Source organism: Bacteroidales bacterium MB20-C3-3 (assembly GCA_035609245.1).
In the GTDB taxonomy this organism is placed as follows: domain Bacteria; phylum Bacteroidota; class Bacteroidia; order Bacteroidales; family UBA932; genus Bact-08.
In genome coordinates this window covers 1,438,811-1,464,347 of the sequence record CP141202.1, presented here as the reverse complement: position 1 = coordinate 1,464,347, position 25,537 = coordinate 1,438,811, and the positions used below count along the sequence as shown (strand labels likewise).

Below are 25,537 nucleotides of genomic sequence, written 5' to 3'. Positions count from 1 at the left end.
CTAGAATAGTTTGATGAAGCCGATGGAGCTGAGGAGCACAAGTGCTATGGCAATTGGAGCAAGGAATTTTATTGTGAAGATAATCCACTTGAGAACAAATCCTTTTATTGCAATAGAACCCCCATTTGTGAGTTCGTCCAGAACATCGGCTTTTTTCATTCTCCACCCGACAAACATCACAACCAGAAGACCCCCTACAGGGAGCAGGATGTTTGAAGAGGTGTAGTCAAAGAGATCAAAGAATGTTTTGCCGAATATCTTAACATCTGCCAGTACGCCATTGGAGAGAGAGCTTAGAGTCCCAAAAATTCCAATAATTGTGAAGGCAATAAGTACGGCTGCCTTTCGTGTGAGTTTGAGCTCCTCGGTGAAGTATGCAACTATAACTTCCAGTAATGAGATTGCAGAGGTAATAGCTGCTATGAACAGGATAAAAAAGAATGCTATTGCAATTACATTTCCAAAAGGCAATTGTGCAAATATCTGTGGCAAGGTAATAAAAACAAGGCTTGGCCCCTGTCCGGGGGAGATACCAAAGGCAAATACAGCAGGCATTACAGCGAGCCCCGCAAGAATTGCAAAACCGGTATCGGCAGCAACAGTCATGAGAGAGACCTTAAAGAGGTTCTCGTTTTTCTTTACATACGAACCATAGGTTATAATGCAGCCCATACCAAGGCTAAGCGAGAAGAAGGCCTGCCCGAGTGCCGCAATCAGGGTGGCTCCGGTTATTTTTGAGAAGTCCGGATAGAAAAGAAATTTTATACCGGCAGAGGAGCCATCAAGAGTCATTGACCTTATTGCCAGTAGCATAACAAGGAAGAAGAGTACAGGCATGAGGATTTTGGAGTATTTTTCAATACCGTTTTTTATCCCGGCAACAACTATGAGTGCTGAGAGTCCCAAAAAGGCGAGATGGGTGGCTATTGGAACAAGTGAAGATGTAGAGGCCTCTTTAAACTGGCTCTCGAGACTCGCACTGTTTGCTGTCAGGAAGTCAGGAGAGAAAGACTTGAAAATATATTCTATTGTCCATCCTCCAACAACGCTGTAAAAGGCCATGATACATATTGATGCCACTACGCTTATAACTCCTATTGATAAAAACGGAGACTTGGGAGCAAGTTTGTTGATTGCACCAAAGACATTTGACTGTGTTCTGCGGCCTATAATGAATTCGGAAAACATAATCGGCAAACAGAGCAGGACTACAAAGAGCAGATAAATAATTATAAACGCTGCACCTCCGTTATTTCCCACCATATAGGGGAATCTCCAAAGATTGCCAAGGCCCACCGCAGATCCGGCTACAGCCACAAGTACACCAAAACGACTGCCAAAGCCGTCGCGATTCAAGTCAGACATAGTAGTTAAGTTTAAGTTGCCGGAAACAAAGATAAAAATTTGTACTTTTGTTAATACATATGGATAACAGAGTTTGCAATTTATTTGGAATTAAATATCCCATTATTCAGGGCGGGATGGTTTGGTGCAGCGGATGGAAGCTGGCATCGGCAGTAAGCAAGGCAGGGGGGCTTGGGCTCTTGGGAGCAGGATCAATGCATCCCGATAATCTTCGTCATCACATAGTAAGCTGCCGCGAAGCACTTACTGAAAATGGCGTAACACTTCCCTTTGGAGTGAATGTACCACTTCTCTATCCGCAGATAGAGGAGATAATGAATATCATAATTGAGGAGAGGGTTCCAATTGTATTTACATCGGCAGGAAGCCCTAAAAAGTGGACATCAGTACTGAAAGGGCACGGAATTAAAGTGGCACACGTTGTTTCAAGCAGCGCGTTTGCTTTGAAGTGTCAGGAGGCGGGAGTTGATGCAGTTGTTGCCGAAGGGTTTGAGGCAGGCGGACACAACGGAAGGGAGGAGACCACCACATTTTGCCTCATTCCGGCAGTGAGAGAGGCCATCACAATTCCTCTGATTGCTGCAGGCGGAGTAGCCACAAAGGCTCAATACACAGCAGCCCTTGCACTGGGTGCGGAGGGTGTTCAGATAGGGACCCGATTTGCACTATGCAAGGAGAGTTCGGCACATGAAAATTTCAAAATCCGCTGCCGCGGACTAAAAGAGGGTGAGACAAAACTCCTTCTTAAAAAACTCGCCCCCACGCGTCTGGCAGACAATCAGTTTTCCGCCGCTGTTATTGAGGCAGAAAACCGGGGTGCATCTGCAGAGGAGATGAATGAACTTCTGGGCAAAAGCCGCGCAAAAGCAGGTATCTTCCTGGGTGATCTGGATGAGGGCGAGCTGGAGATAGGTCAAATTGCCACTCTGGTGAGAAAAGAGGAGAGTGCTGAGGAGATTATTATGGATTTAATTTAACTTTTCATGGTTTCCTTTTATTTAGGAAATAAAAACATATATTTGTCCTATAATAAAGGAAGGGTATGTTAAAGATTATATCAAGTATCAAAATGGTTACTGACGTAGATTCATAGAAAAAAGAGGGTGTCCAAAATCACTTTTTGGACACCCTCTACCCTTAATTCAAACTTAACTAATTACTTAACTATAGAATCGTACTTTTTTGAGACGGCCTCCCAGTTTATTACATTCCAGAAAGCTTCTGTATAGTCAGGGCGCTTATTCTGATATTTCAGATAGTACGCATGCTCCCAGACATCCATTCCAAGGATAGGTGTGCCTTTTTTATCTGCTACATCCATTAGAGGGTTGTCCTGATTTGGAGTAGATGATACGAACAGTTTGCCGTCCTTGTCTACGCTAAGCCATGCCCAGCCGCTTCCAAAGCGGGTTTTGCCGGCGTCCGTAAATTGTTTCTTTAGCTCGTCCATTGATCCGAAAGTCTTCACAATTGCAGCCTCCAGTTTTGCCGATGGCTTGCCACCGTTTACTTTCATAACCTCCCAGTAGAGATTGTGGTTGTAATATCCGCCACCATTATTGCGCACAGCTGCAGGGTATTTGCTCATATTTGCAAAAACCTCTTCAAGGGTTTTGCCCTCCATATCTGTACCTTTAACAGCATTCATCATATTGTCATAATATGCCTTGTGGTGTTTGCTGTGGTGAATCTCCATTGTCATCTTGTCAATAAATGGCTCAAGTGCATCGTAAGCGTAAGGTAAATTGTGAAACTCAAGTTTGTTTATAGTTGTCATTGCTATATCTTTTTTATTATTATTCTTTTGTGAAAATCCGGAAAAGGGCAGAGCCGCAATTGCCAGAATCATCATTAACTTTCTCATTGCTTTTTAGCTTTTTCGTTAATTGTTATGTCTTATAAACACGAAAAAGAGCCTAAGGTTTCTTAGGCTCTGTCTATGGCTTAATAGCCGCTGTCTATCTAGGGGGATATGTTGATTTATCTCCTGCGCTCCAGTACAACAAACTCAAACGGCCGCCCGAACTTTTCGCCCCGCTCAAAGCTCTCGCGTCCCACCTCTCTCCACTCCCTCTCTTCCACCTCAGGAAAGAATGTATCAGCGTCATTAACTGTAATATGGACAAAAGTGATATATAGTTTTTCCGCAAGAGGAAGGGCCTCTCTGTAGATCTCTCCTCCTCCAATAATAAAGTGCTCTTCATTTGCAGGGAGGGTGGCCAGGGCACTTTCCAAAGAACCAAAAACCTCCGCGCCGGCAAGAGAATCGGCCTTAAGAGAGCGGCTTATTACAATATTACGGCGGTTTGGAAGAGGCCTGCCGATTGATTCCCAGGTTTTACGGCCCATGATAACTGTGTGGCCTCCGGTTATCCGTTTGAAGTATTTCAGGTCTTCCGATATGTGCCACAGCAGGTTATTGTCCTTCCCTATGGCGAGATTGTCCGCGACAGCAACAATTATTGAAATCATAAAATTATTTTTGTAAAAAGTTGATAACTAAGCAATCACCAGAAATAACGGCGTTGTTTAAACCGCTATCGGAGCTTTGATTGAAGGGTGCGGGGTATAACCGTCCAGTTGAAAATCTTCGTACCTGAACCCGAATATGTCGGACACATTGGGGTTTATTTTCATTACGGGCAGTGGTCTTGGCTCTCTTGAGAGCTGCAGGGCCACCTGCTCAAAATGGTTTGTATAAATATGTGCGTCCCCAAAGGTGTGAATAAAATCACCGGGCTTCAGCCCGCAAACCTGAGCCACCATCATAGTTAGAAGGGCATAAGAAGCAATATTAAAAGGAACGCCAAGAAAGACATCTGCACTGCGCTGATATAGCTGGCAGCTAAGTTTTTCCTCTGCCACATAAAACTGGAACATCGCGTGACAAGGGGGCAGTGCCATCTTATCCACCTCGCCGGGGTTCCATGCAGAGATAATATGTCTTCGGGAGTCCGGATTTCTCTTAATGCCCTCTATCAAAGCCTTCAGCTGATCTACTGTCCGGCCATCTGCTGTCTCCCAAGAGCGCCACTGCCTTCCATATACCGGACCAAGGTTGCCATTTTCATCTGCCCACTCATCCCAAATGGTAACTCCATTATCATTCAGATATTTAATATTGGTGTCTCCGGCAATAAACCAGAGGAGCTCGTGAATTATTGACTTAAGGTGTACCCTTTTTGTTGTGAGTAGAGGGAATCCATCCTCCAGGTTAAAACGCATCTGATATCCGAACACACTCTTGGTTCCGGTACCCGTTCTGTCTGATTTCAGGGTCCCGTTTGTCATTATATGTTCAAGCAGAGAAAGATATGTTTTCATAATAATAACGATCTTAGAATAGCCAAATATAGTAAAAAGGGCTCTGTTGTTAATACATTTTTATTACATTTGGAAAATCACTCAAATTCACTTTATGAAAGCAAAACTGAAGTTGTTTGTATTAGCGTGTGTAGCCGGACTACTCTTTGGCTGCACAAAGGCTCCCGAACCGGTGCTCCTATACAAACCATTGACAAGTACCACAATGCCACCAATGTCCGGCGCCGGAGATTATGCGGCTCAAATACTAATCTGGAGGAATTATACAACATCTTTTTATGACTTCAGCATTTTGCACAACACTCTGGGTTCCATGCTAAGGCAGAGTGTTGGAATCGCTTTCTGGGCGGAGCTTGTGCAGACTAGATTCATGAACGCATATTACGCTTTAATTGCTTTGGACGATCTGTTTGTTGAGGGCATCTACCAGTTCACAGCCGGCACAGATATACCCCCCGGAATTCTTGATCCCATTCAGCCGGTTGACTTTTCAATTAAGGGAAGTTCGCTCAGTGTTAAATATCTAGACTCATGGTTGAAATTCAGGTCTCAGATATATGCAATTGTAAAAAAGGCAAATACAGAATCCGAAACAGGCAGAGAACTTAAAGCTGCTGCAGAAGATTTTATAACCAAAGTTGATTCATGTATATCAATAATGAATACTGTATTATGAAAAGGAAAATAATAATTGCGCTGTCATTTTTTGTATTATCATTTCTGCAGCTTGATGCACAGATTACTCAAATTGTACTTTCTCACTACGTCTTCCCTGATTTTACAGATGGGTATGTTTCAATAGGCGGAGGAAGAACACAGCAGATGCGCCTGAACTATAACACGGTTACTGAAGAGATGGTCTTTCAGCGGGGCGAGCAGGTTCTTGCGATAGGAGATGCAGAGATGAAGGAGCTGGAGTATGTGGCTATAAGCGGTAGAAAATTTGTTGTCAAAAACGGGAAATTCGTTGAGGTTTTATACGAAGGCAAGACTCACACAGTTTATGCCGAACACCGCAGTACTGTGGTGCCTCCGGGTAATCCGGCTCCGTATGGTGGAACATCACATGTTTCTGCAGTGGACAGGTATTCCGGAATAACTGGTGATGGAAATATGTACTATAAACTTCAGCTTCCGGATGGTTACAGGGTTAAGCCTGTTATGAACTATCTGGTAGAGAGGGATGGTAAAATCACAAGAATTTTCAACCTGAAACAGTTCCGCAAGGTATATTCAGACAAAAAAGATACATTTGACAAGTTTATAAAGGAGAATAAAATTAAATTTGAAAATCTTTCTGATATTACTGACATGGCACATGCTATGGATAACCTCCAAAACTAACATAAAGTAAACAACCACTTTAACCACTATTTCAAAATGAAAAAGTTATTTTTGCTCACTATTGCAACTCTGATTGCAATCTCATCAACTGCACAGACAAAAGGCCAGGTGCTTTCTCACTATATACTTGACGACTTCACGCAAGGGTTTATCTATATGAAAAACGGAGTCATCAACAGCGGAATGCTTAACTACAACTCTGTTACAGAGGAGATGTTATTTAAAGAGAGAGGAAAGATGAAAGCGATAGGAAAAGATGAGATTGGGCTTGTGGATACTATCGTTATTCAGAAAAGAAAATTCTATCCATATAACGGAAAGTTTGTAGAGGTAGCGTACGTAAAGGATGGCAAAGAGCTTTTGGTAGAGCACAGATGCAGAGTGATAGAGCCACCAAAACCATCGGCCTATGGAACAACAACAGAGACAGGTGCATCAAAAAGCTATACTTCGCTTATGGCAAATGGAATCTTCTATGATCTCGCAGTTCCTGAGGGTTACAGAATAGTGCCTTTCAAATACTACTGGTTCAAAGATGGAGATAAGGTTACTAGAATTATCAACATGAGGCAGATGGAGAAAATTTTCAAAGGCAATAAAGAGAGCTATAAAGAGTACATGAAGGGTAAAAACCTGAGCTTTAACAATGTGGCAGAGATGTCAGCACTTGTTGAGCACATGCTTAAATAGATGAAAGATTTAAAAAGATGGGGAGCAATTGCAGCAATTGCGGTGGTTGCTATTATTCCGGTGCAGATAGCAATATTTGCAATCTGGCCTCCTCCTGCAGATGTTAGAGGTTTCTTTGAGCTTTTTGAGCAAAGTCCTCTTCTGGGTCTGCTTAGTCTGGATCTGCTCTATCTGCTGAACAACGCCCTTATGATATCGGTCTATCTTGGGCTGGCCGCATGCCTTTACAAAGCAAACCAATCGGCAATAATAACTGCGCTGGCAGTGGGCCTTGTGGGGCTTGCAACATACTACGCCTCATCGGTGGCATTCGAGATGATGAGCCTGGCAAAATCCTTTAACGGGAGTTCTAATCCGCTTCTGAGGCAGCAACTTCTTGCTGCAGGAGAGGGGATGCTCGCCACCTACAAAGGGACAGCCTTTGATGTTTACTACATATTAAACGCAATCACACTCTTCATCTTCTCATGGGTGATGCTCAAAGAGAGGGAGCGGACCTTCACCCGCACCACAGCCATATGGGGGCTCGCCTCCGCCGCCCTAATGATTATCCCATCCACAGCCGGAACAATCGGCCTTATCTTCTCTTTGCTCTCTCTTGTACCTTGGGTGGTGTTCTCAATTTTGATAGCCGGAAGGATGCGAAAATCACAATAAACGGGGATTTTCTTATAAATTAACGAAAACATTTCTTAATTTTGTTTAAAAATCACATTATATGGGGATTATGAATGAAGTTGGAAAGGTTATAAAAGAGAGAAGGCTGTCACTATCAATTACACAGAGAGAGCTTGCCGCATTAGCAGGAATCGGAATAAACACCCTTACTAAAATTGAAAGGGGAGAGGCGAACCCATCTTTAGCTGTTATAGATAAAATATTTAATACCCTGGGGCTTGAAGTAGAAATAAAAATAAAAGATGCGCATAGCTGAAATATATTTCAATGGAATATTAGCAGGAGTTCTCACAGAGTTCTCTGCGACTGAATATACATTCAGATACTATGATGAGTACCTGCTCAATAGTTCATTACCGGCAATTAGCCTCACATTTCCTAAAACAAACCAATTGTATAGGTCCCGTTCTCTATTCCCGTTCTTTTTCAATATGCTTTCAGAAGGGAGCAATAGAAAAACTCAGTCAAGACTTTTGAAAATTGATGAGAACGACCATTTTGGAATCTTGCTCGCAACTGCAGAATATGACACAGGAGGTGCAATTACAGTAAAAAGGTTGAATAATGGTTGATTTTTCAGTTTGCCCTTCGACACTTGCAAAGGGCTTTAAAACATATAGCCCTGTTGCCTTAAGGAGAGTTTTTGACAAACAAAAGGTTTCTCATATTCTCCCATATGATTCAATAGAAAAGAGAGAGGAGGATTTAATTCTCTTTACTGAAAATAAAACGAGAATTTCAATATCAGGAGTTCAGGGGAAATACTCAATGATAATAAGAGATGGCTTGTTAAGCCTCACTTCTCCGGGTGAACGCGGAACATATATCTTAAAGCCCAGACCAACAGATGTAAGAAATGCAGCAGAATGTCCTGCAAATGAAAACCTCACAATGCAGATTGCTTCACAGGTTTTTAAGATTGATACCGCACCCAACGCCTTGTGCTTTTTTAAAAACGGAGATGCGGCATATGTTACTAAAAGATTTGACATAAATACTGCCGGTAATAAACTCAGGGTTGAAGATTTTGCATCACTGGCAGGGGTAACTTCAGAAAATGCCGGCCCCAATTTCAAATATGATTACAGCTATGAGGAGGTAGGAGAATTAATTAAAAAATACTTGCCGGCCTGGCGGGTAGAGCTTTTGAAGTTTTACAGAATGATACTTTTTAATTTTCTCTTTTCAAACGGAGATGCACATCTTAAAAATTTCTCAGTAATCGATGCCGGAAAAAACGACTACCGTTTATCGCCCGCTTACGATTTGCTTAACACGAATATTCACGTAGATTACAGTGATTTTGCACTAGAGAGAGGCCTGTTCAAAACAGATAAAAAAGAATTTTTCAAAGGAAGAAGAGCAAACGGAGCAACCTTCTTTCAATTTGGACTTTCTTTAGGACTTCCTGAAAAAATTGTCTCCAAAGAACTAGCATTTTTTACGACCAGACATCTTCTGATAGAAGAGTTAACAGATAACTCTTTTTTATCTGAAAAGATAAAAAGACAGTATAAGATGCATTACCAAACAAAGAGAAACAGACTTTCTGATTTTAAATTGTAATTTTTTTACTCCTTGCAACTTTTCGCTCCCCCTTTTCGTCTAACATAAAATAACAAATAACCAATCCCGGACTTATGAAAAAACTCCTCTTCTCATTTATGGCAATTGCCGTGGCGACACTTGCCCTCAGCTCATGCGTATTCAATGCTATCACACCGGAAGGCGAATACACATCAAAGAGCTATGAATTACCAACTTTTGAAAACATCTATGTCTCAAGCGGAATGGAGCTTATCCTCACCCAGGACTCTACAGTATCCGTAAAAGTTGAGACATATGAAAATATACACGAGTACATCAATGTAGAGGTTGTTGACAACACCCTCAGACTCTCAAAAGACCTTGAGGTGAGCTTCAGAAACGCAGAGATAAAAGTCTATGTTAATATTGCCAGCCTTGATGAGATTGAGGCATCCAGCGGAAGCCATTTAAACCTCACAGCCGGATGGGTAGCAGAAGAGCTTGATATAGATATGTCCTCAGGCTCATCGGCACAAGGCAACATAGAGATAAAAGAGTTCTCATTGAAAATGTCAAGCGGCAGCGACGCCACTTTTAGCGGAAAAGCGGAAAAGTTCACCCTTGGATCCTCCAGCGGCAGCACCCTCAATGCCTTTGACCTTGAGGCGATAAATTGCAGTGCCGACCTCTCGTCGGGCTCCTATGCCGAGGTGTTTGCAACCGGTTTCCTCTATGCCGAATCCTCCAGCGGCGCCTCCATCAAATACAAAGGCACCTCCCAGATTGAGGTTAAGACAGGCAGCGGCGGCAGCGTAAACCGAGCAGAGTAACTAACCCTAACCCCTTAATAACCTGTTTCCCCAAAGGCGGCCAAACTGGCCGCCTTTTTTCCGCTCTACACCATCAGGCCTCCCCGCCCGGCACCATATAAATGCATCTGCGGGTTGACCTAAAGTTTCCCACGTCAAAGTCCAGAAGTAAACTATATACCCACACCGCTGTAACACGCTGATTACCTAAACATAAGCAATCCACCTGTCAGGTCACCTGACAGGTGAATTGTCTATACATTGATAATCTAAGACTTAGAACCGCACGGGTTTCGCAAAAATCATCTGCCGAATGGCCACCCCCGGACAGCCGCTGCCCTTCATCAGCCTTGCTTCGCAAAAGGGGCACATTGCCCTCTACCATTTTGGGATTTATATGAGCGCGCCCATGCTTGAATGGCTTAAGGCCGAATACCCTCTCCATTATCTCCGCCCTCACCAAAAAGATGACACCAGAGGAGTATGTGAGGGTTTATGAGAGGGTGGTCACAAAATTTAATCTTAACGAACATTTAACTAGAAGCATCATCCCGTCATAGAATGATTGTTGTGTCGAAATTAATGTTTTAGTATAGCAGTCCTTTAGAATTTTTGGTAAAATTGCTTCTTTAATAGTTTATTCTATTCAATTTCATTTCGAATGATATCCGATATCTTTGAGAATGAATGATGGAATTGAATTTGGCATTGATGCCATTGGACAAATCCGAAAGGGAGTTGTATTGTTGATCCTCCATTTTTTGAGCCTGGTAATATTTGATCAGCATGATTTGCAGCAGATTTTTTAATTTCATCTATTGAAATCAACATATCAACATCTTCTTCTCCAAGTAAATTTATATACCAGACATAATGTGCCCACTCTGATTCATTTATGGCTAATCCACGAGAAAAACAAAATTCAGTAATTTCAGAAATGTTATATTTAAACCAGTTTAATAAATTGTCTGCTCCGTCTTTGTTATAACGGCAAAGATGCTCCCAAACTAGTCGATTGTGATTTTTTTGATATTTCAGTATGGTAGGAGGCATACCCTCAATAAATTTTCTATCTGACAAAATTTGGGATGTTTTTTCATTTCCATAAAAATAGAAATGGAGAAATTCATTAATATCGTCAGGTACTTTCTTATTGAATTGTTTTTCAAAACCAGAAATAAATCTATCAACTCCAATTAAGTATACTTGGCCTCCAAGCCCCTTCTTGATGGAAATGTTTATTAAGCTACCATTGGATAATTCAAGCTGCAAGTCAGTCTTGGACTTAGTTTTTCCACCCAGTATACAATCAACATCTTTTTCATATAGACCGCCTACCTTGACCTTTTCAATAGGTAGGATTCCTATCCTTTCACAAAAATTTCTCTTAAAGTTATCATCGGAAAACAATTTCTCAACATTTGATTCATTTATGTGCCCTGTAAGTTTTGCATGTTGCCAACCTGTTGACCTATTTCTGCCTGTTTCCATTTTTTTATTTTTATTCAAAAAAATATGAGAGATCTTTGCCATATCTTTTTGCCAATACATTCAATAATACTGCTGAAATATTACTTTCCGCATTTTCAATTTTTGATAATTGACTTTGCGAAATTATTCCTTCCTTTGCAAGATCAGTTTGTTTTATACCAAGTTCATTTCGGGTTTGGTATAATTTTGCAGCTAACCTTTGTTTTTCTTTAATGAGCAGATTTGATTTCATATTAACAAAAATAGAAACCAATTATTCATATTCCATATTGGAATATTGTCGATGTTATATTAACTTTGTTAAACAAAAATTGGATTGATAATTTATGGTATACAAAGTAATCGATTTGTTTGCGGGAGTTGGTGGTTTGAGTTATGGATTTGCTCACGATGAAGAATTTAAGATTGTAGCAGCAAATGAGATTTTAAAGCCAATGGCAATTGCATATGGCTTGAATCATCCAAATGTTAGGATTTATAATAAAGATATTAAGGATTTTTCTTTAGCTGATTTAACTAATGACCTTGGGTTGTACAAAGAAGATATTGATATTGTTGTAGGTGGACCACCATGTCAAGCATATTCTACTGTAGGTAAAAGACTTCTTGATGATCCAAGAGGGAAATTATTTCAAGAATATTTTAGAATACTTGCTGAATTGAAACCAAAATTATTTGTATTCGAGAATGTTAAAGGACTTTTATCAATGCAAGGCGGTTCTTTATTAAAGCATATAATTATTTTATTTGAATCTTTGGGTTATCATGTTCAGTGGAAGGTTCTTAATGCCGCAGATTTTGGAGCCCCTCAAATTAGGGAGCGTGTGATAATTGTAGGTACTCTTGAAAATAAGCCATTCAAATTTCCCAAACCAACTCATTATGATGCGAAAATCACAAAAGTTCACAAAACAGGTTTAAAACCATATGTGACACTGGGGGAGGCAATCGGCGATTTAACAATTATTGGAAATGGAGAAGTAGGGACAGAATATTGTATGGTTCCTCAAAATGATTATCAAAAGCTAATGAGAGAAAATGCTCCTGATAAAATTATGGATCATGATACTCCAAAAAACAATGACAAACTAGTAAAAATCATGATGGCACTACCTGATGGAGGTAGCCCAAAAGATTTACCCGAAGATATAAGGCCTAGCAGTGGATTTGCAAATACCTATTGCAAACTTTGGTGGGATAGACCAAGCACTACAATTACAAGGAATCTAGGCTGTCCATCATCCTCTAGATGTATACACCCAAAATCTCCACGATCGTTATCGACTCGAGAAGGAGCAAGAATACAGGGGTTTCCTGATAATTATTTATTTTACGGAAATCGTAGTGAAAAGAATCTGCAAATTGGAAATGCTGTTCCAACTTTTCTTTCAATTGCTCTGAAAAATTCAGTTAAGCAATTTTTGAGCAAAATTGACATTAATGAAGAACTTGATTTAAATTCTGAACCAACTTTATTTTAGTTAGGAGTCTATTGTTAGTGCCTAATTTTGAATTCAATATTTTAATCACATTAATTTCCATGACCATCACCACTCTCCCCCTCACCCACACTATTGACGGTGTGGCTTACACTGTCCACCCGGTGCTCATTGGGGCGGAGGCGGGCAATTTTTTGGTGGATTGCGGCTATGAGGAGACGGCGGGTCAGCTTATTGAGAAATTGCGGGAGGCGGGCGTTGGAGAATCGGCCTTGACGGGCCTCATAATTACCCACGACGACCACGACCATATGGGCGGTGCGGCTCAGCTTAAGCGGCTTAACCCTGGTCTGAAAATCTTCTGCGGGGCAGAGGAGGCGATGTCGGTGCAGGGGCGGGTGAAGTCTGAGCGGCTTATTCAGGCCGAAAACTCTCTGGATTCTATGCCGGAGAGGGCGAGGGGATGGGCGCTGGCTTTTATTGAGATGCTCAGGAATACTCCAAAAGTGCCTGTTGATGTGGCGCTTGGGGATGGCGATGAAATTGCTGACGGGATAATTGCGGTGTCGACGCCGGGCCACACAAAGGGGCATATCTCCATCTACCTGCCGGAGTGCAGCACTCTCATAACCGGCGATGCGCTTGTTCTGGAAGATGGTCGGCTTACAATAGCTAATCCGCAGTATACGCTGGATTTGGAAAGGGCAAATGAGTCGGCAGAGAAAATCAGAGCACTTGATGTGAAAACGATTATCTGCTATCATGGGGGAGTGGGGGAGATGGCGAGTTTGTCTTCTTAAATTTACTTTTGTAAAGGTAGTGTGACTACCTCTGAATTTATTTAATTAAAAATATTTTTCATAATCTAAGGTTAATATTTTATATTTGTCCAAATTAGTGTAGTATGGCTACTCAAAACGAAACAAATATAAAAATTTTATTCAGGGTTTTGCAACCAGGTTGTGTGGTAACTCCTGGATGGCTTGAAGCTTATGGCATTTCCAGAAACCTGCAGAATTACTATCTAAAAAGTGGCTGGCTGGAATCTATAGGGCGAGGTGCCTATAAGAGACCTGGTGACGATATTGAGTGGAAAGGTGCATTGAGCGCTATTCAGAATCAAACAAATACTAAGGTTCATGTGGGCGGGCTAACTGCCTTAGAGTTGCAGGGATTCAGCCACTACTTGCGTATGAGCAAAAACACCCTCCAGTTGTTTTCACCATTAAAAACCAAACTTCCAAAGTGGTTTGCAGAATATGAATGGAAGCTTGATATTGAGCATCATTTGACTTCGTATTTGCCTTCTGAATCAGGCATTATGGAATTTGAAACTGATCAATTCAAGATAAATGTTTCAACTCCTGAGCGGGCGATATTGGAATGTTTATTACTGGCACCTCAAAAGATGGATTTGGTAGAGTGCTACCATATATTGGAAGGTCTTGTAAATTTAAAGCCAAAATTGCTTAATGAATTATTAGTCAGTTGCGGTTCTGTTAAAGTCAGGCGATTGTTTCTTTATTTAGCTCATAAAACCAATCATCAATGGGTCCATTTTCTCGAACCTGAAAAAATTGATTTAGGAAAGGGAAACAGAATGCTTGAAGAACGGGGAGTTTACATTCCAAAATATCTGTTGTCAGTTCCAAAAGAATTAGCCGACTTATGATTTGAGACAGGAACACTATATTCACCAACAAATTTGGTGCTTCGCTATGTTAGCCGTTCGGCAGAAGAGGTGCCACAGGCTTGGGTGGGACGAACCTCCATCGGCCTTATTTTGAGCTTGTCACAAAATGAGTTTTTTTGATTTCGTTAAATTTTTGTTTTGCAACACATAGTTATTCAGCCCTATAGAGGTTCGTCCCACCCAACACTAAAGTTTCCCACGTCAAAGTCCAGAAGTAAACTATGTGCCGTCCTGAAATAGGTTGACTGATTTTAACAAATATAAGTAAACGAGTTCATTCAGACTTTGATTTTTTTGTTTAGGAATTTGTTTCGATACTCTATCCTTCTTAATTGTCTCTGATTATGCATGTTGTCTGGTGTTAACATGTGACATGATAAGTGAGGTCTGAGGTGGTTATAAGAATGGACTGCTTGAGCAAGTAGTAGTTTTAACTCAAGCAAAGAGTGATGCTGGCCATCAATGAGGAACTCATGTTTGATTATCCCGTTAACTCTCTCTGCGATTGCATTGGTATAAGGGTCGCTGTTTTCAGTCATACTTGTAATGACACTCATTCTTCTTAATTTTTCCTGGTATGCTTTGCAGCAATATTGAGACCCCCGGTCTGTATGATGGGTGAGCTTGGTCTGATATTGTCTGTTATTAAAAGCCATTGCCAGTGCCTTGATAACTAACTCTACATTCATATTTTCATCAATGCAATAGCCCATAATCTTCTTCGAATAAGCGTCAGTAATCATTGACAGGTAGTAGTATTTATCCTTTGCATTGATGTATGTTATATCTCCAACCCACACCTGTTCTGGTTGAAAAATTCTGGTTCCGGTAACAAGATCCTTGTATTTTGGAAAGTGATGTCTTGAGTTTGTTGTTATTTTGTATTGCCTTAGAGGAGGAACCAACATCCCGTTGGCCTTAATAATCTCGTTCAGCTTATCTCTTCCAATTTTGATTTCTTTTAATGGTTGAGAAAGCATGTGGTGTAGCTTCTTTGTTCCTATTCGTGGTAATGACTCCCGCTGGCTTTTAACCAGCGATATCGCTACGAAGGCCTGAACCTTCTTTGTCTTCAGACTTTTCTTGTGTTTATAATAGGCTTGTTTTGTTTTCCCGAGTAATCTGCACCCAAAAACTATTCCTCCTTGTCCCCCTTTGGAGATGTAGGTGTCGACTGCCCGGGCATAACTTTTTTTAACAGGTCAATGTTGTAATCTTCTTTGACTACCTGCACGATAGCGTCGAACATAATACCCTTTTGCTTGAGAAGAAATATCTCCTTTCGCATCCGCTCGTTCTCATCTTCCTTAGCCTTGAGCTGATCTTTCAAACGCTTGACATTACTGGGATCACCGGCATTTTTCATGGTATGAATGATTGTGTAATCAGGATTAAAAATACCATATTTTCTCATCCATTGTAATATCGTCTCTTCATCTTTGATGTTGTACTTCTGGATCACATCTCGCATTGTCATCCGTTTGTGCTCTACTGCAGAGACTATCCTGCGTTGAAATTGTTCGAGCTTTCTCTGAAAAATTGATTGCTCATCCTCGACTGTAAATTTTTTCATAAAATTGAGTTTTGGAGTCAACCTATTTCAGGACGGCACACTATATACCCACACCGCTGTAACACGCTGATTACCTAAACATAAGCAATCCACCTGTCAAGTCACCTGACAGGTGGATTGTCTACACATTGATAATCTGAGACTTAGAACCGCACGGGTTTCGCAAAAATCATCTGCCGAATGGACAACTCAGGGCGGGCGGGTAGGTTGACAGGGATATTCGTATATGTGCTTATAAACCAAATGATTGCAAATTACTTTTTTAAAAACTTTTCAAAAAACCAATTTTTAATAATCTAACCATCTGTTAGATAAACGAATATCCCACTCAAACCCCCTCCTGTCTTGATCCAATTCACCGCCTCCCGCCAAGTTTAAAAGGTGCTTCGCAGTTTATACGGCCGGTTCCCGGCCGGTTATCCGTCATACCCGCATCGCTTTAACTCTCAGTAAATCTGCAAGAAGCAGTTTGATCTGACATGTGATATGTCATGTCATGTTAAGTTCCTGCAATCATATAATCAAAGCGTTACACCATTACGGGTTTTAGATTTTACGATAAATTCACCTGTAAATTATAGGAATAATATCATAATGCACATGTGGGAAACTTTAGCCCAACACCGCAACCTCCTGATCCCCATTTTCGGCCGAAGGCCGTATAAACTGCGCAGCACCATAAAAAATCAGAGCACTTGTTGCGAAAACGATTATCTGTTATTATGGGGGAGTGGGGGATAATCATGCAAACTGATGACTATCGTCCTTATGTTGCCAATTCTTAATAAAACCTCTCTCTTTTTTTCTCTTTCATTTTCAAGATCATAGTCACTCTGTAATCCAAGCCAGAATTTAAGATCTACACCAAAGTATTCGGCAAGTCTAAGGGCAGTATCTGCTGTGATGCTACGATTACCTCTGATAATTTGAGAAATACGAGTCTGAGGAATTTCTGTGTCTTTTGATAAAAAGTAAGTAATAATTTTCAATGAACAAAATTTTCCAAAAAGTAATAACTTTAAACCATACAAATAACTACCATGATAATCAAAACCACATCCGCCATCCCTGAAATCACTGCTGGTGATGACACGCTGCTTAGGGTAATTTTGCATCCGGATAATGAGCCGTTGCCCATAGGGTATAGTCTTGCTCATGCCAGGCTTAAGCCGGGAAAAGTGTCGTATCCTCATATCCTGAAATCTACGGAGGTCTATTATATTATGGAGGGTGAGGGGATGATGCATATTGATGATGAGACATCTATGGTCTATCCGGGTCAGTCGGTTTTTATACCGGCAAACTCGCGGCAGTTTATTGAAAACCGGGGTGAGGGTGATCTGGTCTTTTTGTGTATTGTGAATCCGGCGTGGCGAAGCGAGGACGAGGAGGTATTTGCACCAGCCGGATGTGACCTCAGAGGTAAATGGCCAAACAGTTGAAATTCAGGTATATATATGAAAATGAGAAAAGTTTATAAGTGCAAGATAATCAGCCTCGTGGCCATTTACCTCTGGGGTAGTAGCCTCGCAGCGGGCCAGTGGGGGGGTGCCGATTCAGAGATGCGGATAATGTCGTACAACATCCGCGTGGGTAAGGGGATGGAGCAGGCGCAGAGTCTGGTGAGGACGGCAGCGGTGATTAGCAGGGAGAGGCCGGATATTGTGATGTTGCAGGAGGTTGACAGTGCAACGGCGAGAACCGGGGGTGTGGACCAGGCGATGGAGCTGGGCAAACTAACCGGGATGCATGTTGTTTTTGCTCCGGCAATAAAACTTGGAAACGGGAAATATGGCGTTGCGATGCTGTCGGCAGAGAAGCCGCTCTCAGTAAGGCTGGTGCCGCTGCCCGGCCGTGAGGAGGCGAGGGTGCTGCTGATTGTGGAGTTTCGGCGCTTCTTTGCTGCCTCTACCCATTTTTCTCTGACAGAAGCGGATAGGATGGAGTCGGTAAAAATCCTCTTAAGGGAGGCCGAGAGGCTTAAAAAGCCGTTTATCGCAGGCGGGGATTTTAATGCACTTCCGGGCTCTGATGAGCTGGAGGTGCTAAAGAGTGGTTTTTCGCTGCTTTCAGATGGGAAAACCTTTACTTTCCCGGCAAGCTTTCCGGACAGATGCATTGACTATATCTTTATATCAAAAAGATTTGCAGAGAAGTTCAAAGTTATCAACTCTACTGTTATCCCGGAGGCACTAGCCTCGGATCACAGGCCGGTGCTGGTGCGAGGCAGCCTGCAGTTATGACTATCTATCAGATAGCAAATCAAAAAGTTCTTGGTTAATATAGTAGTTGCCGGTTCCAAGTTTAACCTTTGTTAACAAATTATCTTCTGCCAGTTTGTTCAGATAATTTGCTGCAGTTAATCTTGAAATTCCTAAATCGTTAACTAAGAATTCAATCTTTGTGTATGGGTGCTTAAATAAATTATTTAGCAAATCCTGGCTGTAAAACTTGTAATTGGTTCGCAATCTATTTTTGAATACCTGCATAAGCTCTTTGATTTTAATAATCAAATCTATAGTTTCCCGCGATGTCTCCTCTACTCCTTTTATCATAAACAGAATCCACTCTTCCCAGCTCTCCTCTTCTCTGACTTGTTGGAGTAGTCTGTAGTAGTCTGTCTTATGTTTTATTATATAGTTGCTTAAGTACAAAACAGGTAGAGACTGTAGCCTCTCTTTAATCAGGTAAAGAATGTTTATTATCCTGCCGGTCCTTCCATTTCCATCATAAAACGGATGAATGCTTTCAAACTGGAAATGGATAACAGCCATTTTAATCAGAGAGTCGCAGTCCTGCAAATCAGGATCGTTTATATATTTTTCCAGATTTGACATTAGTCTTATGATATCCTGATTGTTTTGTGGTGGTACATAGACCGTTTTACCGGTTGACGAACTTTTTAACTCTGTTCCGGGTAATTTTCTGAATCCGGCACTGTTCTCCTCAAGTGCCTCCTGAATCTTTAAAATAGTGTTAATTGTTAAAAGATTTGATTCAGATATAAGTTCAAATCCTTTCCTCAGTGCAGAAATATAGTTCTGGACCTCTTTTGCCTGTAGAGGCTTGAATGCATTAAGATTTAATTCAGATTTGTAAAGGTCATCGTGGGTAGTAATAATATTTTCAATTGCTGAACTATCTTTTGCCTCCTGGAGGCCAAGCGTGTTTATAAGAATGTTCTGGTTGGGAATGGTTGAGACTACCCCTTTTAATTCCGCTAAGGCTGAATGTGCAGATGGGAGTGCTTTAAGCACTCTCTTTGTTTCCAGATCAACTTTGTATGGTAATTCTAAGACAGTCCAGGGTTTCATATGTATAGAAATTTAAGAAACGTATACAAATATAACCTCTTTTGTATAAAAAACGCAAAAATCTATACATAAAATCTCGCCTATGTATACTATAAGTGAGTTTCAGAGGCATATCTCCTGAAGTCTTTTATTATATAGAAAATTACTGAGGGCAAAACAATAAATATAAGGGGGTTTGCACTGTAAGCACCAGCAATATCAAAGCGAAGGAGAGATATTAATGCAGTTGTTAGTCCGCAACCGGGGCATTCAGTATGGAATAATGTTTTCCAGAGGCAAGGAATCATTATGTTGACAGAGAAGGCCATCTGCAACACAATTGAGATTCCAAAATAGAGGGCAACAAAACTTATGAATTTGTTTGATCTAGCGTAGCCTGATATAATTTCCATCGCTATCCCTGAAGTTACCAACGATGATCATAATAAAATCAATAAGCCACCAGATTCCGCAGCCGCCAAAAGTGATGAGCATCAGGATTCCCGTACCTGTATGACCTGCGTAAAACCTGTGTACTCCAAATACTCCAAGAAACCAGCAGAGGAGGAAGGTAATCAGCCATTGGTTATTAATTCCTTGTTCCCCGTGGTAACCGGATGCCATGTAGGGTTGTCTCACTCCGCAGAGGGGGCAGATCTCCGCTTTTGCATTGATGCTCCTGCCACACTCGTGGCAATACTTTTCATTTTCCAGTTTCATTTGTATATAGAATTAAGCTTGTAGTTGCAATGCAGGGCGGGATAAAGGTACTATTTTTCGTAAATTTGGGGTGCGTTATTGCAAATTTATTTCAATTATTTAATGTTCAGGAACTAATGAAAAAATTCCAATTTACTATTTTTACTTAATGTTTGAGGTAAAAAGATTTGTTCAGAATAAGATGGCAGAGAACTCCTATCTCCTCTCGGCCCGGAATGGTGATACCCTGATAATTGATCCCGGTGCAAACAGCAAGGCAGAGAGAGATTCTATTGAGAACTATATAAAAGAGAACTCCCTTAACCCTCTTGCTATAGTGCTTACTCACGGCCATTTTGACCATATTGCCGGTGCTGCCTGGGCAAGAGATTTTTACAATATTAAAACCTGGATGCATATTGATGATAAGGAGGAGCTTGTTATTGCCGCTCACGCTGCATCTGTTTACAATGTCAATATGGAGTATGTTTTTACTGAGGCCGACAACTACTTTGATGGGGAGCCTGTACTAAAATTCGGCTCTGTAGAGGTACATGTCCTTCATACTCCTTCCCACTCTAAAGGCTCTGTTTGCCTCTATCTGCCGGATGGGGACATCCTTTTTGCCGGAGATACTACATATAACGGAACTATTGGCTACTCAAACGACGGATTTGCCTCTCTTATAAAGGTAATAAAGGAGAAAATTCTTACTCTTCCTCCATCAACAATGGTTTACAGCGGACACGGACTCCCCTGTATGATAAGTGAACTCAGACTCCCATCAAGTGCCCGCCGCTAACCTCAATAACTGTACCTGTAATAAACGAAGAGGCCGGTGTGCATAGAAAATGGACTACCTCTGCAACATCTTCAGGAGAGCCTAATCGGTTTAAACTGTTTACCTGTTTTATCTCTTCCATTCCAAATGAGTTCAGCCTCTTAAGAGCTCCGGCCTCTATACTACCGGGAGCTACGCAATTTGCCCTCACCCCTTTTTTCCCGTACTCAATGGCTATCGCTTTTGTAAAGGCCTCCATATATGCTTTGCTTCCTGCATAAACTCCCTGCCCTTTGAAAACCCTGTTTGCTGATACGGATGAAATCCCTATAATATTGCCGCTCCTTTTGCTGCACATACGGGGAATCAGTGCCTGGCATATCTTCGTGTATGCAAAGATGTTAACCTGTATAGTATTATTCAGGGACTCTTCATCAATTTGTGGTACAAGACCGGCATCGGTAACGGCAGATGCGTATACAAGAATTTCAACATCATCAAGTCCGGCTATAAACATATCCAGCTCCTCCCTTTGAGAAAAATCGGCCTTAACAATTTCTGCAACTCCTCTCCATCTCTCAAGAGTATCACTGTTCTTGAAACAGTGAAGAACCATTGGTTTTCCAAGTCCTGCCAGTTTCCCGGTAATTGATAATCCTATTTCAGAGCTGGCTCCTGTGATTACAATCTTTCCCATTTTTTAAGTACAATTGCTGTGTTTTCTCCTCCAAAGGATGAGTTTGTCTTAAGGAGATATTTAATGTTCATTTTAAGGGGCTCCCCCTTTATAACACAGAGAGGAGCGTTTGGATCTCTTGTTTCAAAATTAATTGTAGGAAGGACAACCTGATGTTTAAGGGAGTATATTGCTCCAAGAAGCTCCATCGCACCGCAGGAACCAATCAGGTGACCAATTTGCCCCTTCATCGAATATACCGGCAGAGAGTTAACCCTCTCTCCAAAAACAAGCTTAAGGGCATTGTACTCTGCAGGTGCGTTTTTTGGTGTACCTGTACCGTGCAGATGAACGCAGTCTATCATATCGCTGGTTATTCCTGCATCCTTAAGTGCCCCATCAATTGCAGCCGCAAGTGATTTCCCTTCCGGATCCGGATCTGTAACAGCATAAGCATCCATTGTTGAGGCATATCCTGAAATCTCTGCCAGAATATCCTCCTGCCGTGCAGAGGAGCTTTTTTCCAGCAGAATCATCAATGCACCCTCTCCCAAAACAGTGCCGCTTCTTCTGAGATCAAAAGGTTTGCAGGCAAAAGGGGAGTTTGTATCTGCTGTCATTGCTCCCAGTTTTTGAAAGCCCACGTAGTTTACATGGTTTACCATTGAGTCTGACCCTCCTGTAACAGCCGCTTTTTTAAAATTCTGTTTGATCATTCGGTACGAGGAGCCAATCGCCTGCGTAGAGGCAGCACAAGAGGCCATAAAAATATTTGTACCCCCTTTTATATTAAATTTATCTGCTGTCTCCCGGATCTTTTCGCCTGATTTATAGTGAGACGGGAGCTCCTCTCCCGCAGGACTCCTGAACTGTCCGGTTTTGTAGAAGCTTTCGATATCTACATAATCCAGACCACCTCCCGTGTTGAGAACAATATCCTCAGGATTATATCTTTCAGAGAAGATTGTTTTATTTCTAAGATCCTCTATTGACCCCTCCAGAAAAAGTGTCTTCCTGTCAACATCAGGGGGGCTCTTAACAACCTCTCCATTATGCCTTACCTCTCCTGCAGCTCTCTGTGAAAATCCGCCGGTCTCAAAATTTTCAATATCTCTTACACACCTTGTCCCAAGCTCAAGGTTCATAAAACACTCTTCAACCGTGCATCCCAGCGGTGATCTTACACCAATTCCTGTAATAACTACTCCCATATAGGTGATTAAAAATTAGGAAGTTTATATATTGTAATTCTCTCTAAAAAAGCAGATTGCCTCCCCGTCACTCTCCAGCATTGGACAATCCTTGAGTTCATGTGCTGTAACTAGTGCAAATCCCCCCTCAGCAGTACCATCTGCGTGAAGCTTTCCCGCTCCTATAAGAATATCGCCCCTCCCTTCAGAGAGCATTGCCGGAACGAGGAGACCTGAAACAGATCCCATTGTTGCAGCGTTGTCTCCCTTTAAACCATACTCAATAGATATAAAACAGTGAGCCATATTTCTCATCATCTTGAAATGAGAGAGAGGAGAGATTACCGTTATTGCCCTCTCCAGAAACATCGAAGAGTCAAATTTGAGCTCTCCCTTATCAAAAACCATACAGGCCTCTTTGTAAATATCCATCATCTCTGTCTCTCCGGATGAAAAGAAGAAAGGTGTTTCAGGTGATGGTACCTCGCCTTTAAGAAGTTCTCCAATACAAACCACAGCAGCCATTGTCTCCCTGGAAAAATACTTTACTAGTTTGCGACGGGAAAAGTAGTCTGCAGCAGGAATATCCTCTCCGGGGAGATATTTTCTATAAATTACTCTCATCGGATGCAATTATTTTGGTGTTTTTAAGAAAGCTCTCAATTGCCTCCACAGATAATTTTAATAATTTTTCATCCAGTATATCGGCAAATCCAAAGAGAAGCTCCCCCTCTGCGTAGAGTTTCCCGTCGCACTTTGCAGTTACAGTAGCAACAGCGTACTCATCCGGATAAAATAATTTAACTCTGCAACCATAATCCAGTTTGTCTCCGGGAGTGGCAAACCGGCGAAATTTCATTTTATTAACTAGTGTTAGTACCGGTCTTTTATGGGTGTGGCCAAGCTGCATTAAAGAGTACTCAAAAAGAACTCCGGATAGTTGTGCAAGTCCCTCCATAATAAGAGAACCGGGCATCAGAGGATATCCCGGAAAGTGTTGTTCAAAAATCTCATTTGTCTGAGATATGCACTTAACCCCTTTTGCCCAGGAGCCAATTTTTAACTCATCAATTCTGTCAACTAATATGAATCTCATATAAATCAGTTTATGAGTCTCTTTTTTTTGTCAATAATAGTGGCCAAATCTTTTACAGTGAAGGATTCGAAAAGTTCCTTAACTGTTGTACCTTCAGTAAATCTGTCTGTGTTAAAATCCTTGTTAAGTCTCTCTGCAATTTCATTTGTTATTTTCCCATCTTGCAGATTGTTACCATCAGAGGAGTATTCAGTCATAGCAATCTCCTGTATTTTTATTTTAACTCCCATCTCTGTCTCAATAAGATAAAGAATCTCAACAAAATCGATACTCTCTGCTCCCAAATCTCTGACAAGTGCGCTCTCAGGTTTAATCTCATCTATTGATGTTATGCCCAGAACAGGCATTAGAAGTTCTCTGAGTTGGTCTGTAGTGTTCATTTTAGTGAAGTTTTTAAGTCTGGTTTATCTTTTTTACAATTTGTATCCTATAGGTATAATTGCTCCGACCTCTCTTCCGGGAGGAATATTAAGGATCTCAGAGATCTCCCTCTCTGCAATCAGAGGTCCTGTCATATAGCAAGCCCCAAGTCCAAGGCTCTCTGCTGCAAGAAGGATGAGCATTGATACACATGAGATGGATTTCACAGAGTTGTCTCTCTCCCACTGCAGCAGAGACTCTGTAATACTCTCCCTGAGAAGAGATTTCATTACAGGTGTAACTTTAAAATAGGGAATAATAAGCAGAGGTGCCTCCCTGAAAAACATGAAATTTTGAGAGTATTTTACGAAAAGATCTGCACTTTCCCGCTCCATGGACTCAGCTGTGGCTCTAACCTTTTCCTGGATTGCCAGCACCAGCCTCTCCTTTACTGCGGTCTCTTTTACTGTTGTTACTCCCCAGCTTCGGCTTCCGCCGGCGTAAGGGGAGTTTGCTGCAACAGATAATATCTTGTCTGTAATATCTTGGGGAATCTCATCAGGTTTGAATTTTCTGCAACTCTTTCTTGTTTCACTCAGATGCTTTAACTGCAGGTAAGGGTTCTCCATAGAAGGGTAAATTTGAACATCCACTAAGTTACTATTTTAAAGGGTTTGTCTAAGTGGTTTTTATCAACAAATTGTAAAAAACAGGAAATTTTACCTTCTGTGGGTTTATAATTTTTAGAATGGGAGAGATATAGAGTATTTTTAAATAAGATTAATTATTCAAAAACCTGATATCGTGATAAACAAATTCTCATTAATAATGCTGGTGGTTACACTTCTTTTTGCCGGGTGCAAAAATGAGGGGGATAAGAACTTCTATGGCAATTTTCAATCTGACGAGATGGTTTTGCCATCAACAGGTACCGGTAAGTTGCAAAAACTTATTGCAGAGGAGGGGGTGATATGTAATGAGGGGGATCTTCTTGCGGTAATTGACACGACTATTTTGTCTCTCGAGAGATCAAAGGTTAAGTCCAGCCTTAAGGCATTACAGGAGATGGGTATGTTCTCTCAGATGGAGCCGCTTCAATATGAGTTGCGCATTTTAGAGGAGAGGATAAGGCTGTGTTATATAAAAGCTCCGGTAAGAGCCAGGGTTATTAAGATTAACTTCAGGCAGGGGGAGTATCTTTTTGAGGGAAGTCCTTTATTATCTGTTGCTGATGTAAACAGAATATATTTTGTTGCATGGGTTCCCGGTTCTGATATATCTTCAGTTTCTGCCGGGGATTCAGTTAGAATACAGTACTATATGAATGATGATAGCGCGATTATCTACAAGGGCCGTGTTCTGAACATTTCAGAAAGGCCTCAGTTTATTCCCTCGATGGTTCAGACAAGGGGAAACAGAACGGATCAGCATTACAAAGTTAAAGTTGAGGTTTCCAATAACGGGACTCTGAAAAGTGGTATGCCCGGGGAGCTTGTTTTTTAAAAAGGG

At 41.4% G+C, this 25,537-nt stretch carries 34 protein-coding genes; 16 read left to right on the top strand and 18 right to left on the bottom strand.

What is annotated here, in order from left to right; all coding sequences use genetic code 11:
- Positions 1-1,365 carry a sodium-dependent transporter gene (locus U5907_06650; GenBank protein ID WRQ32260.1) on the bottom strand — a complete coding sequence of 455 codons (1,365 nt, stop codon included), beginning with the start codon at positions 1,363-1,365 and terminating at the stop codon, positions 1-3.
- A gap of 59 nt (positions 1,366-1,424) precedes the next feature.
- Between U5907_06650 and U5907_06645 the strand changes: the two genes are divergently transcribed.
- Positions 1,425-2,342: a nitronate monooxygenase gene (locus U5907_06645; protein ID WRQ32259.1), complete on the top strand. Its 918-nt coding sequence runs from the start codon at positions 1,425-1,427 to the stop codon at positions 2,340-2,342.
- Positions 2,343-2,521: 179 nt separating this feature from the next.
- Here the strand turns inward: U5907_06645 and U5907_06640 are convergent, their stop codons facing one another.
- The 3 genes from U5907_06640 to U5907_06630 all read right to left on the bottom strand — a co-directional run bounded on the left by U5907_06640 (position 2,522) and on the right by U5907_06630 (position 4,689).
- Positions 2,522-3,142, bottom strand: coding sequence for a superoxide dismutase (locus U5907_06640; protein ID WRQ34087.1), 621 nt, complete (start codon positions 3,140-3,142; stop codon positions 2,522-2,524).
- A gap of 203 nt (positions 3,143-3,345) precedes the next feature.
- Entirely contained in the window at positions 3,346-3,837 is a 492-nt protein-coding gene (locus tag U5907_06635) for a dihydrofolate reductase (GenBank protein WRQ32258.1), read from the bottom strand.
- Between the two features lie 57 nt (positions 3,838-3,894).
- Positions 3,895-4,689, bottom strand: coding sequence for a thymidylate synthase (locus U5907_06630; GenBank protein WRQ32257.1), 795 nt, complete (start codon positions 4,687-4,689; stop codon positions 3,895-3,897).
- A 94-nt stretch (positions 4,690-4,783) separates the two neighbouring features.
- Here U5907_06630 and U5907_06625 point away from each other — a divergent pair, with 94 nt between their 5' ends.
- From U5907_06625 to U5907_06590, 8 genes are all read left to right on the top strand, one after another.
- The gene (locus tag U5907_06625; GenBank protein WRQ32256.1) at positions 4,784-5,365 is read left to right on the top strand and encodes a hypothetical protein; all 582 of its coding nucleotides are present in this window, start codon (positions 4,784-4,786) and stop codon (positions 5,363-5,365) included.
- A complete protein-coding gene (locus U5907_06620; protein ID WRQ32255.1) occupies positions 5,362-6,033 on the top strand; it encodes a hypothetical protein in 672 nt (223 codons plus the stop codon). The genes U5907_06625 and U5907_06620 overlap by 4 nt, the downstream gene beginning before the upstream one ends.
- 36 nt (positions 6,034-6,069) lie before the next feature.
- Positions 6,070-6,723 carry a hypothetical protein gene (locus U5907_06615; GenBank protein WRQ32254.1) on the top strand — a complete coding sequence of 218 codons (654 nt, stop codon included), beginning with the start codon at positions 6,070-6,072 and terminating at the stop codon, positions 6,721-6,723.
- Positions 6,724-7,380 (top strand): hypothetical protein, encoded by a 657-nt coding sequence (locus U5907_06610; protein WRQ32253.1) that lies wholly within the window; start codon positions 6,724-6,726, stop codon positions 7,378-7,380. It abuts the gene before it with no gap.
- Positions 7,381-7,441: 61 nt separating this feature from the next.
- On the top strand, positions 7,442-7,657 hold the full coding sequence (locus tag U5907_06605) for a helix-turn-helix transcriptional regulator (GenBank protein ID WRQ32252.1): 216 nt from the start codon (positions 7,442-7,444) through the stop codon (positions 7,655-7,657).
- Positions 7,644-7,973: a HipA N-terminal domain-containing protein gene (locus U5907_06600; GenBank protein WRQ32251.1), complete on the top strand. Its 330-nt coding sequence runs from the start codon at positions 7,644-7,646 to the stop codon at positions 7,971-7,973. Before U5907_06605 ends, U5907_06600 begins: the two co-directional genes overlap by 14 nt.
- Positions 7,966-8,967 carry a HipA domain-containing protein gene (locus tag U5907_06595; GenBank protein ID WRQ32250.1) on the top strand — a complete coding sequence of 334 codons (1,002 nt, stop codon included), beginning with the start codon at positions 7,966-7,968 and terminating at the stop codon, positions 8,965-8,967. Before U5907_06600 ends, U5907_06595 begins: the two co-directional genes overlap by 8 nt.
- Before the next feature lie 74 nt (positions 8,968-9,041).
- Entirely contained in the window at positions 9,042-9,758 is a 717-nt protein-coding gene (locus U5907_06590; GenBank protein ID WRQ32249.1) for a head GIN domain-containing protein, read from the top strand.
- A 621-nt stretch (positions 9,759-10,379) separates the two neighbouring features.
- Here the strand turns inward: U5907_06590 and U5907_06585 are convergent.
- Both U5907_06585 and U5907_06580 read right to left on the bottom strand, forming a co-directional pair.
- Complete coding sequence (locus U5907_06585) at positions 10,380-11,228, bottom strand: hypothetical protein (protein ID WRQ32248.1); 849 nt, start codon at positions 11,226-11,228, stop codon at positions 10,380-10,382.
- Between the two features lie 10 nt (positions 11,229-11,238).
- Entirely contained in the window at positions 11,239-11,460 is a 222-nt protein-coding gene (locus U5907_06580; protein WRQ32247.1) for a helix-turn-helix transcriptional regulator, read from the bottom strand.
- 94 nt (positions 11,461-11,554) lie between these two features.
- On the opposite strand from U5907_06580, the gene U5907_06575 reads away from it, so the two are divergent.
- From U5907_06575 to U5907_06565, 3 genes are all read left to right on the top strand, one after another.
- On the top strand, positions 11,555-12,709 hold the full coding sequence (locus U5907_06575) for a DNA cytosine methyltransferase (protein WRQ32246.1): 1,155 nt from the start codon (positions 11,555-11,557) through the stop codon (positions 12,707-12,709).
- A gap of 59 nt (positions 12,710-12,768) precedes the next feature.
- Positions 12,769-13,467, top strand: coding sequence for an MBL fold metallo-hydrolase (locus U5907_06570; protein ID WRQ32245.1), 699 nt, complete (start codon positions 12,769-12,771; stop codon positions 13,465-13,467).
- Between the two features lie 104 nt (positions 13,468-13,571).
- Positions 13,572-14,339: a type IV toxin-antitoxin system AbiEi family antitoxin gene (locus tag U5907_06565; protein WRQ32244.1), complete on the top strand. Its 768-nt coding sequence runs from the start codon at positions 13,572-13,574 to the stop codon at positions 14,337-14,339.
- 299 nt (positions 14,340-14,638) lie between these two features.
- On the opposite strand, the gene U5907_06560 is transcribed toward U5907_06565, so the two are convergent.
- The 3 genes from U5907_06560 to U5907_06550 form a co-directional block, all read right to left on the bottom strand.
- The gene (locus U5907_06560) at positions 14,639-15,499 is read right to left on the bottom strand and encodes an IS3 family transposase (protein ID WRQ34086.1); all 861 of its coding nucleotides are present in this window, start codon (positions 15,497-15,499) and stop codon (positions 14,639-14,641) included.
- The gene (locus tag U5907_06555; GenBank protein ID WRQ32243.1) at positions 15,496-15,933 is read right to left on the bottom strand and encodes a hypothetical protein; all 438 of its coding nucleotides are present in this window, start codon (positions 15,931-15,933) and stop codon (positions 15,496-15,498) included. The genes U5907_06560 and U5907_06555 overlap by 4 nt, the downstream gene beginning before the upstream one ends.
- Positions 15,934-16,643: 710 nt before the next feature.
- Positions 16,644-16,922 carry a HigA family addiction module antitoxin gene (locus U5907_06550; GenBank protein WRQ32242.1) on the bottom strand — a complete coding sequence of 93 codons (279 nt, stop codon included), beginning with the start codon at positions 16,920-16,922 and terminating at the stop codon, positions 16,644-16,646.
- A gap of 51 nt (positions 16,923-16,973) precedes the next feature.
- On the opposite strand from U5907_06550, the gene U5907_06545 reads away from it, so the two are divergent.
- Positions 16,974-17,375 carry a cupin domain-containing protein gene (locus U5907_06545; protein WRQ32241.1) on the top strand — a complete coding sequence of 134 codons (402 nt, stop codon included), beginning with the start codon at positions 16,974-16,976 and terminating at the stop codon, positions 17,373-17,375.
- A 15-nt stretch (positions 17,376-17,390) separates the two neighbouring features.
- A complete protein-coding gene (locus U5907_06540) occupies positions 17,391-18,176 on the top strand; it encodes an endonuclease/exonuclease/phosphatase family protein (GenBank protein WRQ32240.1) in 786 nt (261 codons plus the stop codon).
- On the opposite strand, the gene U5907_06535 is transcribed toward U5907_06540, so the two are convergent.
- The 3 genes from U5907_06535 to U5907_06525 all read right to left on the bottom strand — a co-directional run bounded on the left by U5907_06535 (position 18,177) and on the right by U5907_06525 (position 19,946).
- Positions 18,177-19,247 carry a Fic family protein gene (locus U5907_06535; protein ID WRQ32239.1) on the bottom strand — a complete coding sequence of 357 codons (1,071 nt, stop codon included), beginning with the start codon at positions 19,245-19,247 and terminating at the stop codon, positions 18,177-18,179.
- 89 nt (positions 19,248-19,336) lie between these two features.
- Entirely contained in the window at positions 19,337-19,639 is a 303-nt protein-coding gene (locus U5907_06530) for a DUF2752 domain-containing protein (protein ID WRQ32238.1), read from the bottom strand.
- Complete coding sequence (locus tag U5907_06525) at positions 19,614-19,946, bottom strand: NINE protein (protein ID WRQ32237.1); 333 nt, start codon at positions 19,944-19,946, stop codon at positions 19,614-19,616. Before U5907_06525 ends, U5907_06530 begins: the two co-directional genes overlap by 26 nt.
- Positions 19,947-20,094: 148 nt before the next feature.
- Between U5907_06525 and U5907_06520 the strand changes: the two genes are divergently transcribed.
- Positions 20,095-20,727 carry an MBL fold metallo-hydrolase gene (locus U5907_06520; GenBank protein ID WRQ32236.1) on the top strand — a complete coding sequence of 211 codons (633 nt, stop codon included), beginning with the start codon at positions 20,095-20,097 and terminating at the stop codon, positions 20,725-20,727.
- Here the strand turns inward: U5907_06520 and U5907_06515 are convergent.
- Genes U5907_06515 through U5907_06490 form a run of 6 tightly spaced genes read right to left on the bottom strand, consistent with a single transcriptional unit; the run spans position 20,699 to position 24,681 of the window.
- Positions 20,699-21,403 (bottom strand): SDR family oxidoreductase, encoded by a 705-nt coding sequence (locus U5907_06515; GenBank protein WRQ32235.1) that lies wholly within the window; start codon positions 21,401-21,403, stop codon positions 20,699-20,701. The two genes, U5907_06520 and U5907_06515, sit on opposite strands and share 29 nt — an antisense overlap.
- On the bottom strand, positions 21,388-22,593 hold the full coding sequence (locus U5907_06510) for a beta-ketoacyl-[acyl-carrier-protein] synthase family protein (protein ID WRQ32234.1): 1,206 nt from the start codon (positions 22,591-22,593) through the stop codon (positions 21,388-21,390). Before U5907_06510 ends, U5907_06515 begins: the two co-directional genes overlap by 16 nt.
- A gap of 24 nt (positions 22,594-22,617) precedes the next feature.
- The gene (locus U5907_06505; GenBank protein ID WRQ32233.1) at positions 22,618-23,196 is read right to left on the bottom strand and encodes a hypothetical protein; all 579 of its coding nucleotides are present in this window, start codon (positions 23,194-23,196) and stop codon (positions 22,618-22,620) included.
- Positions 23,180-23,668: a 3-hydroxyacyl-ACP dehydratase FabZ family protein gene (locus U5907_06500; protein WRQ32232.1), complete on the bottom strand. Its 489-nt coding sequence runs from the start codon at positions 23,666-23,668 to the stop codon at positions 23,180-23,182. Before U5907_06500 ends, U5907_06505 begins: the two co-directional genes overlap by 17 nt.
- Before the next feature lie 5 nt (positions 23,669-23,673).
- Positions 23,674-24,048 carry a phosphopantetheine-binding protein gene (locus U5907_06495; protein WRQ32231.1) on the bottom strand — a complete coding sequence of 125 codons (375 nt, stop codon included), beginning with the start codon at positions 24,046-24,048 and terminating at the stop codon, positions 23,674-23,676.
- A gap of 33 nt (positions 24,049-24,081) precedes the next feature.
- Positions 24,082-24,681, bottom strand: a complete 600-nt coding sequence (locus tag U5907_06490; GenBank protein ID WRQ32230.1) for a nitroreductase family protein — start codon at positions 24,679-24,681, stop codon at positions 24,082-24,084.
- A 151-nt stretch (positions 24,682-24,832) separates the two neighbouring features.
- On the opposite strand from U5907_06490, the gene U5907_06485 reads away from it, so the two are divergent.
- Positions 24,833-25,531, top strand: coding sequence for an HlyD family efflux transporter periplasmic adaptor subunit (locus U5907_06485; protein WRQ32229.1), 699 nt, complete (start codon positions 24,833-24,835; stop codon positions 25,529-25,531).
- The last annotated feature ends 6 nt before the right edge of the window (positions 25,532-25,537 follow it).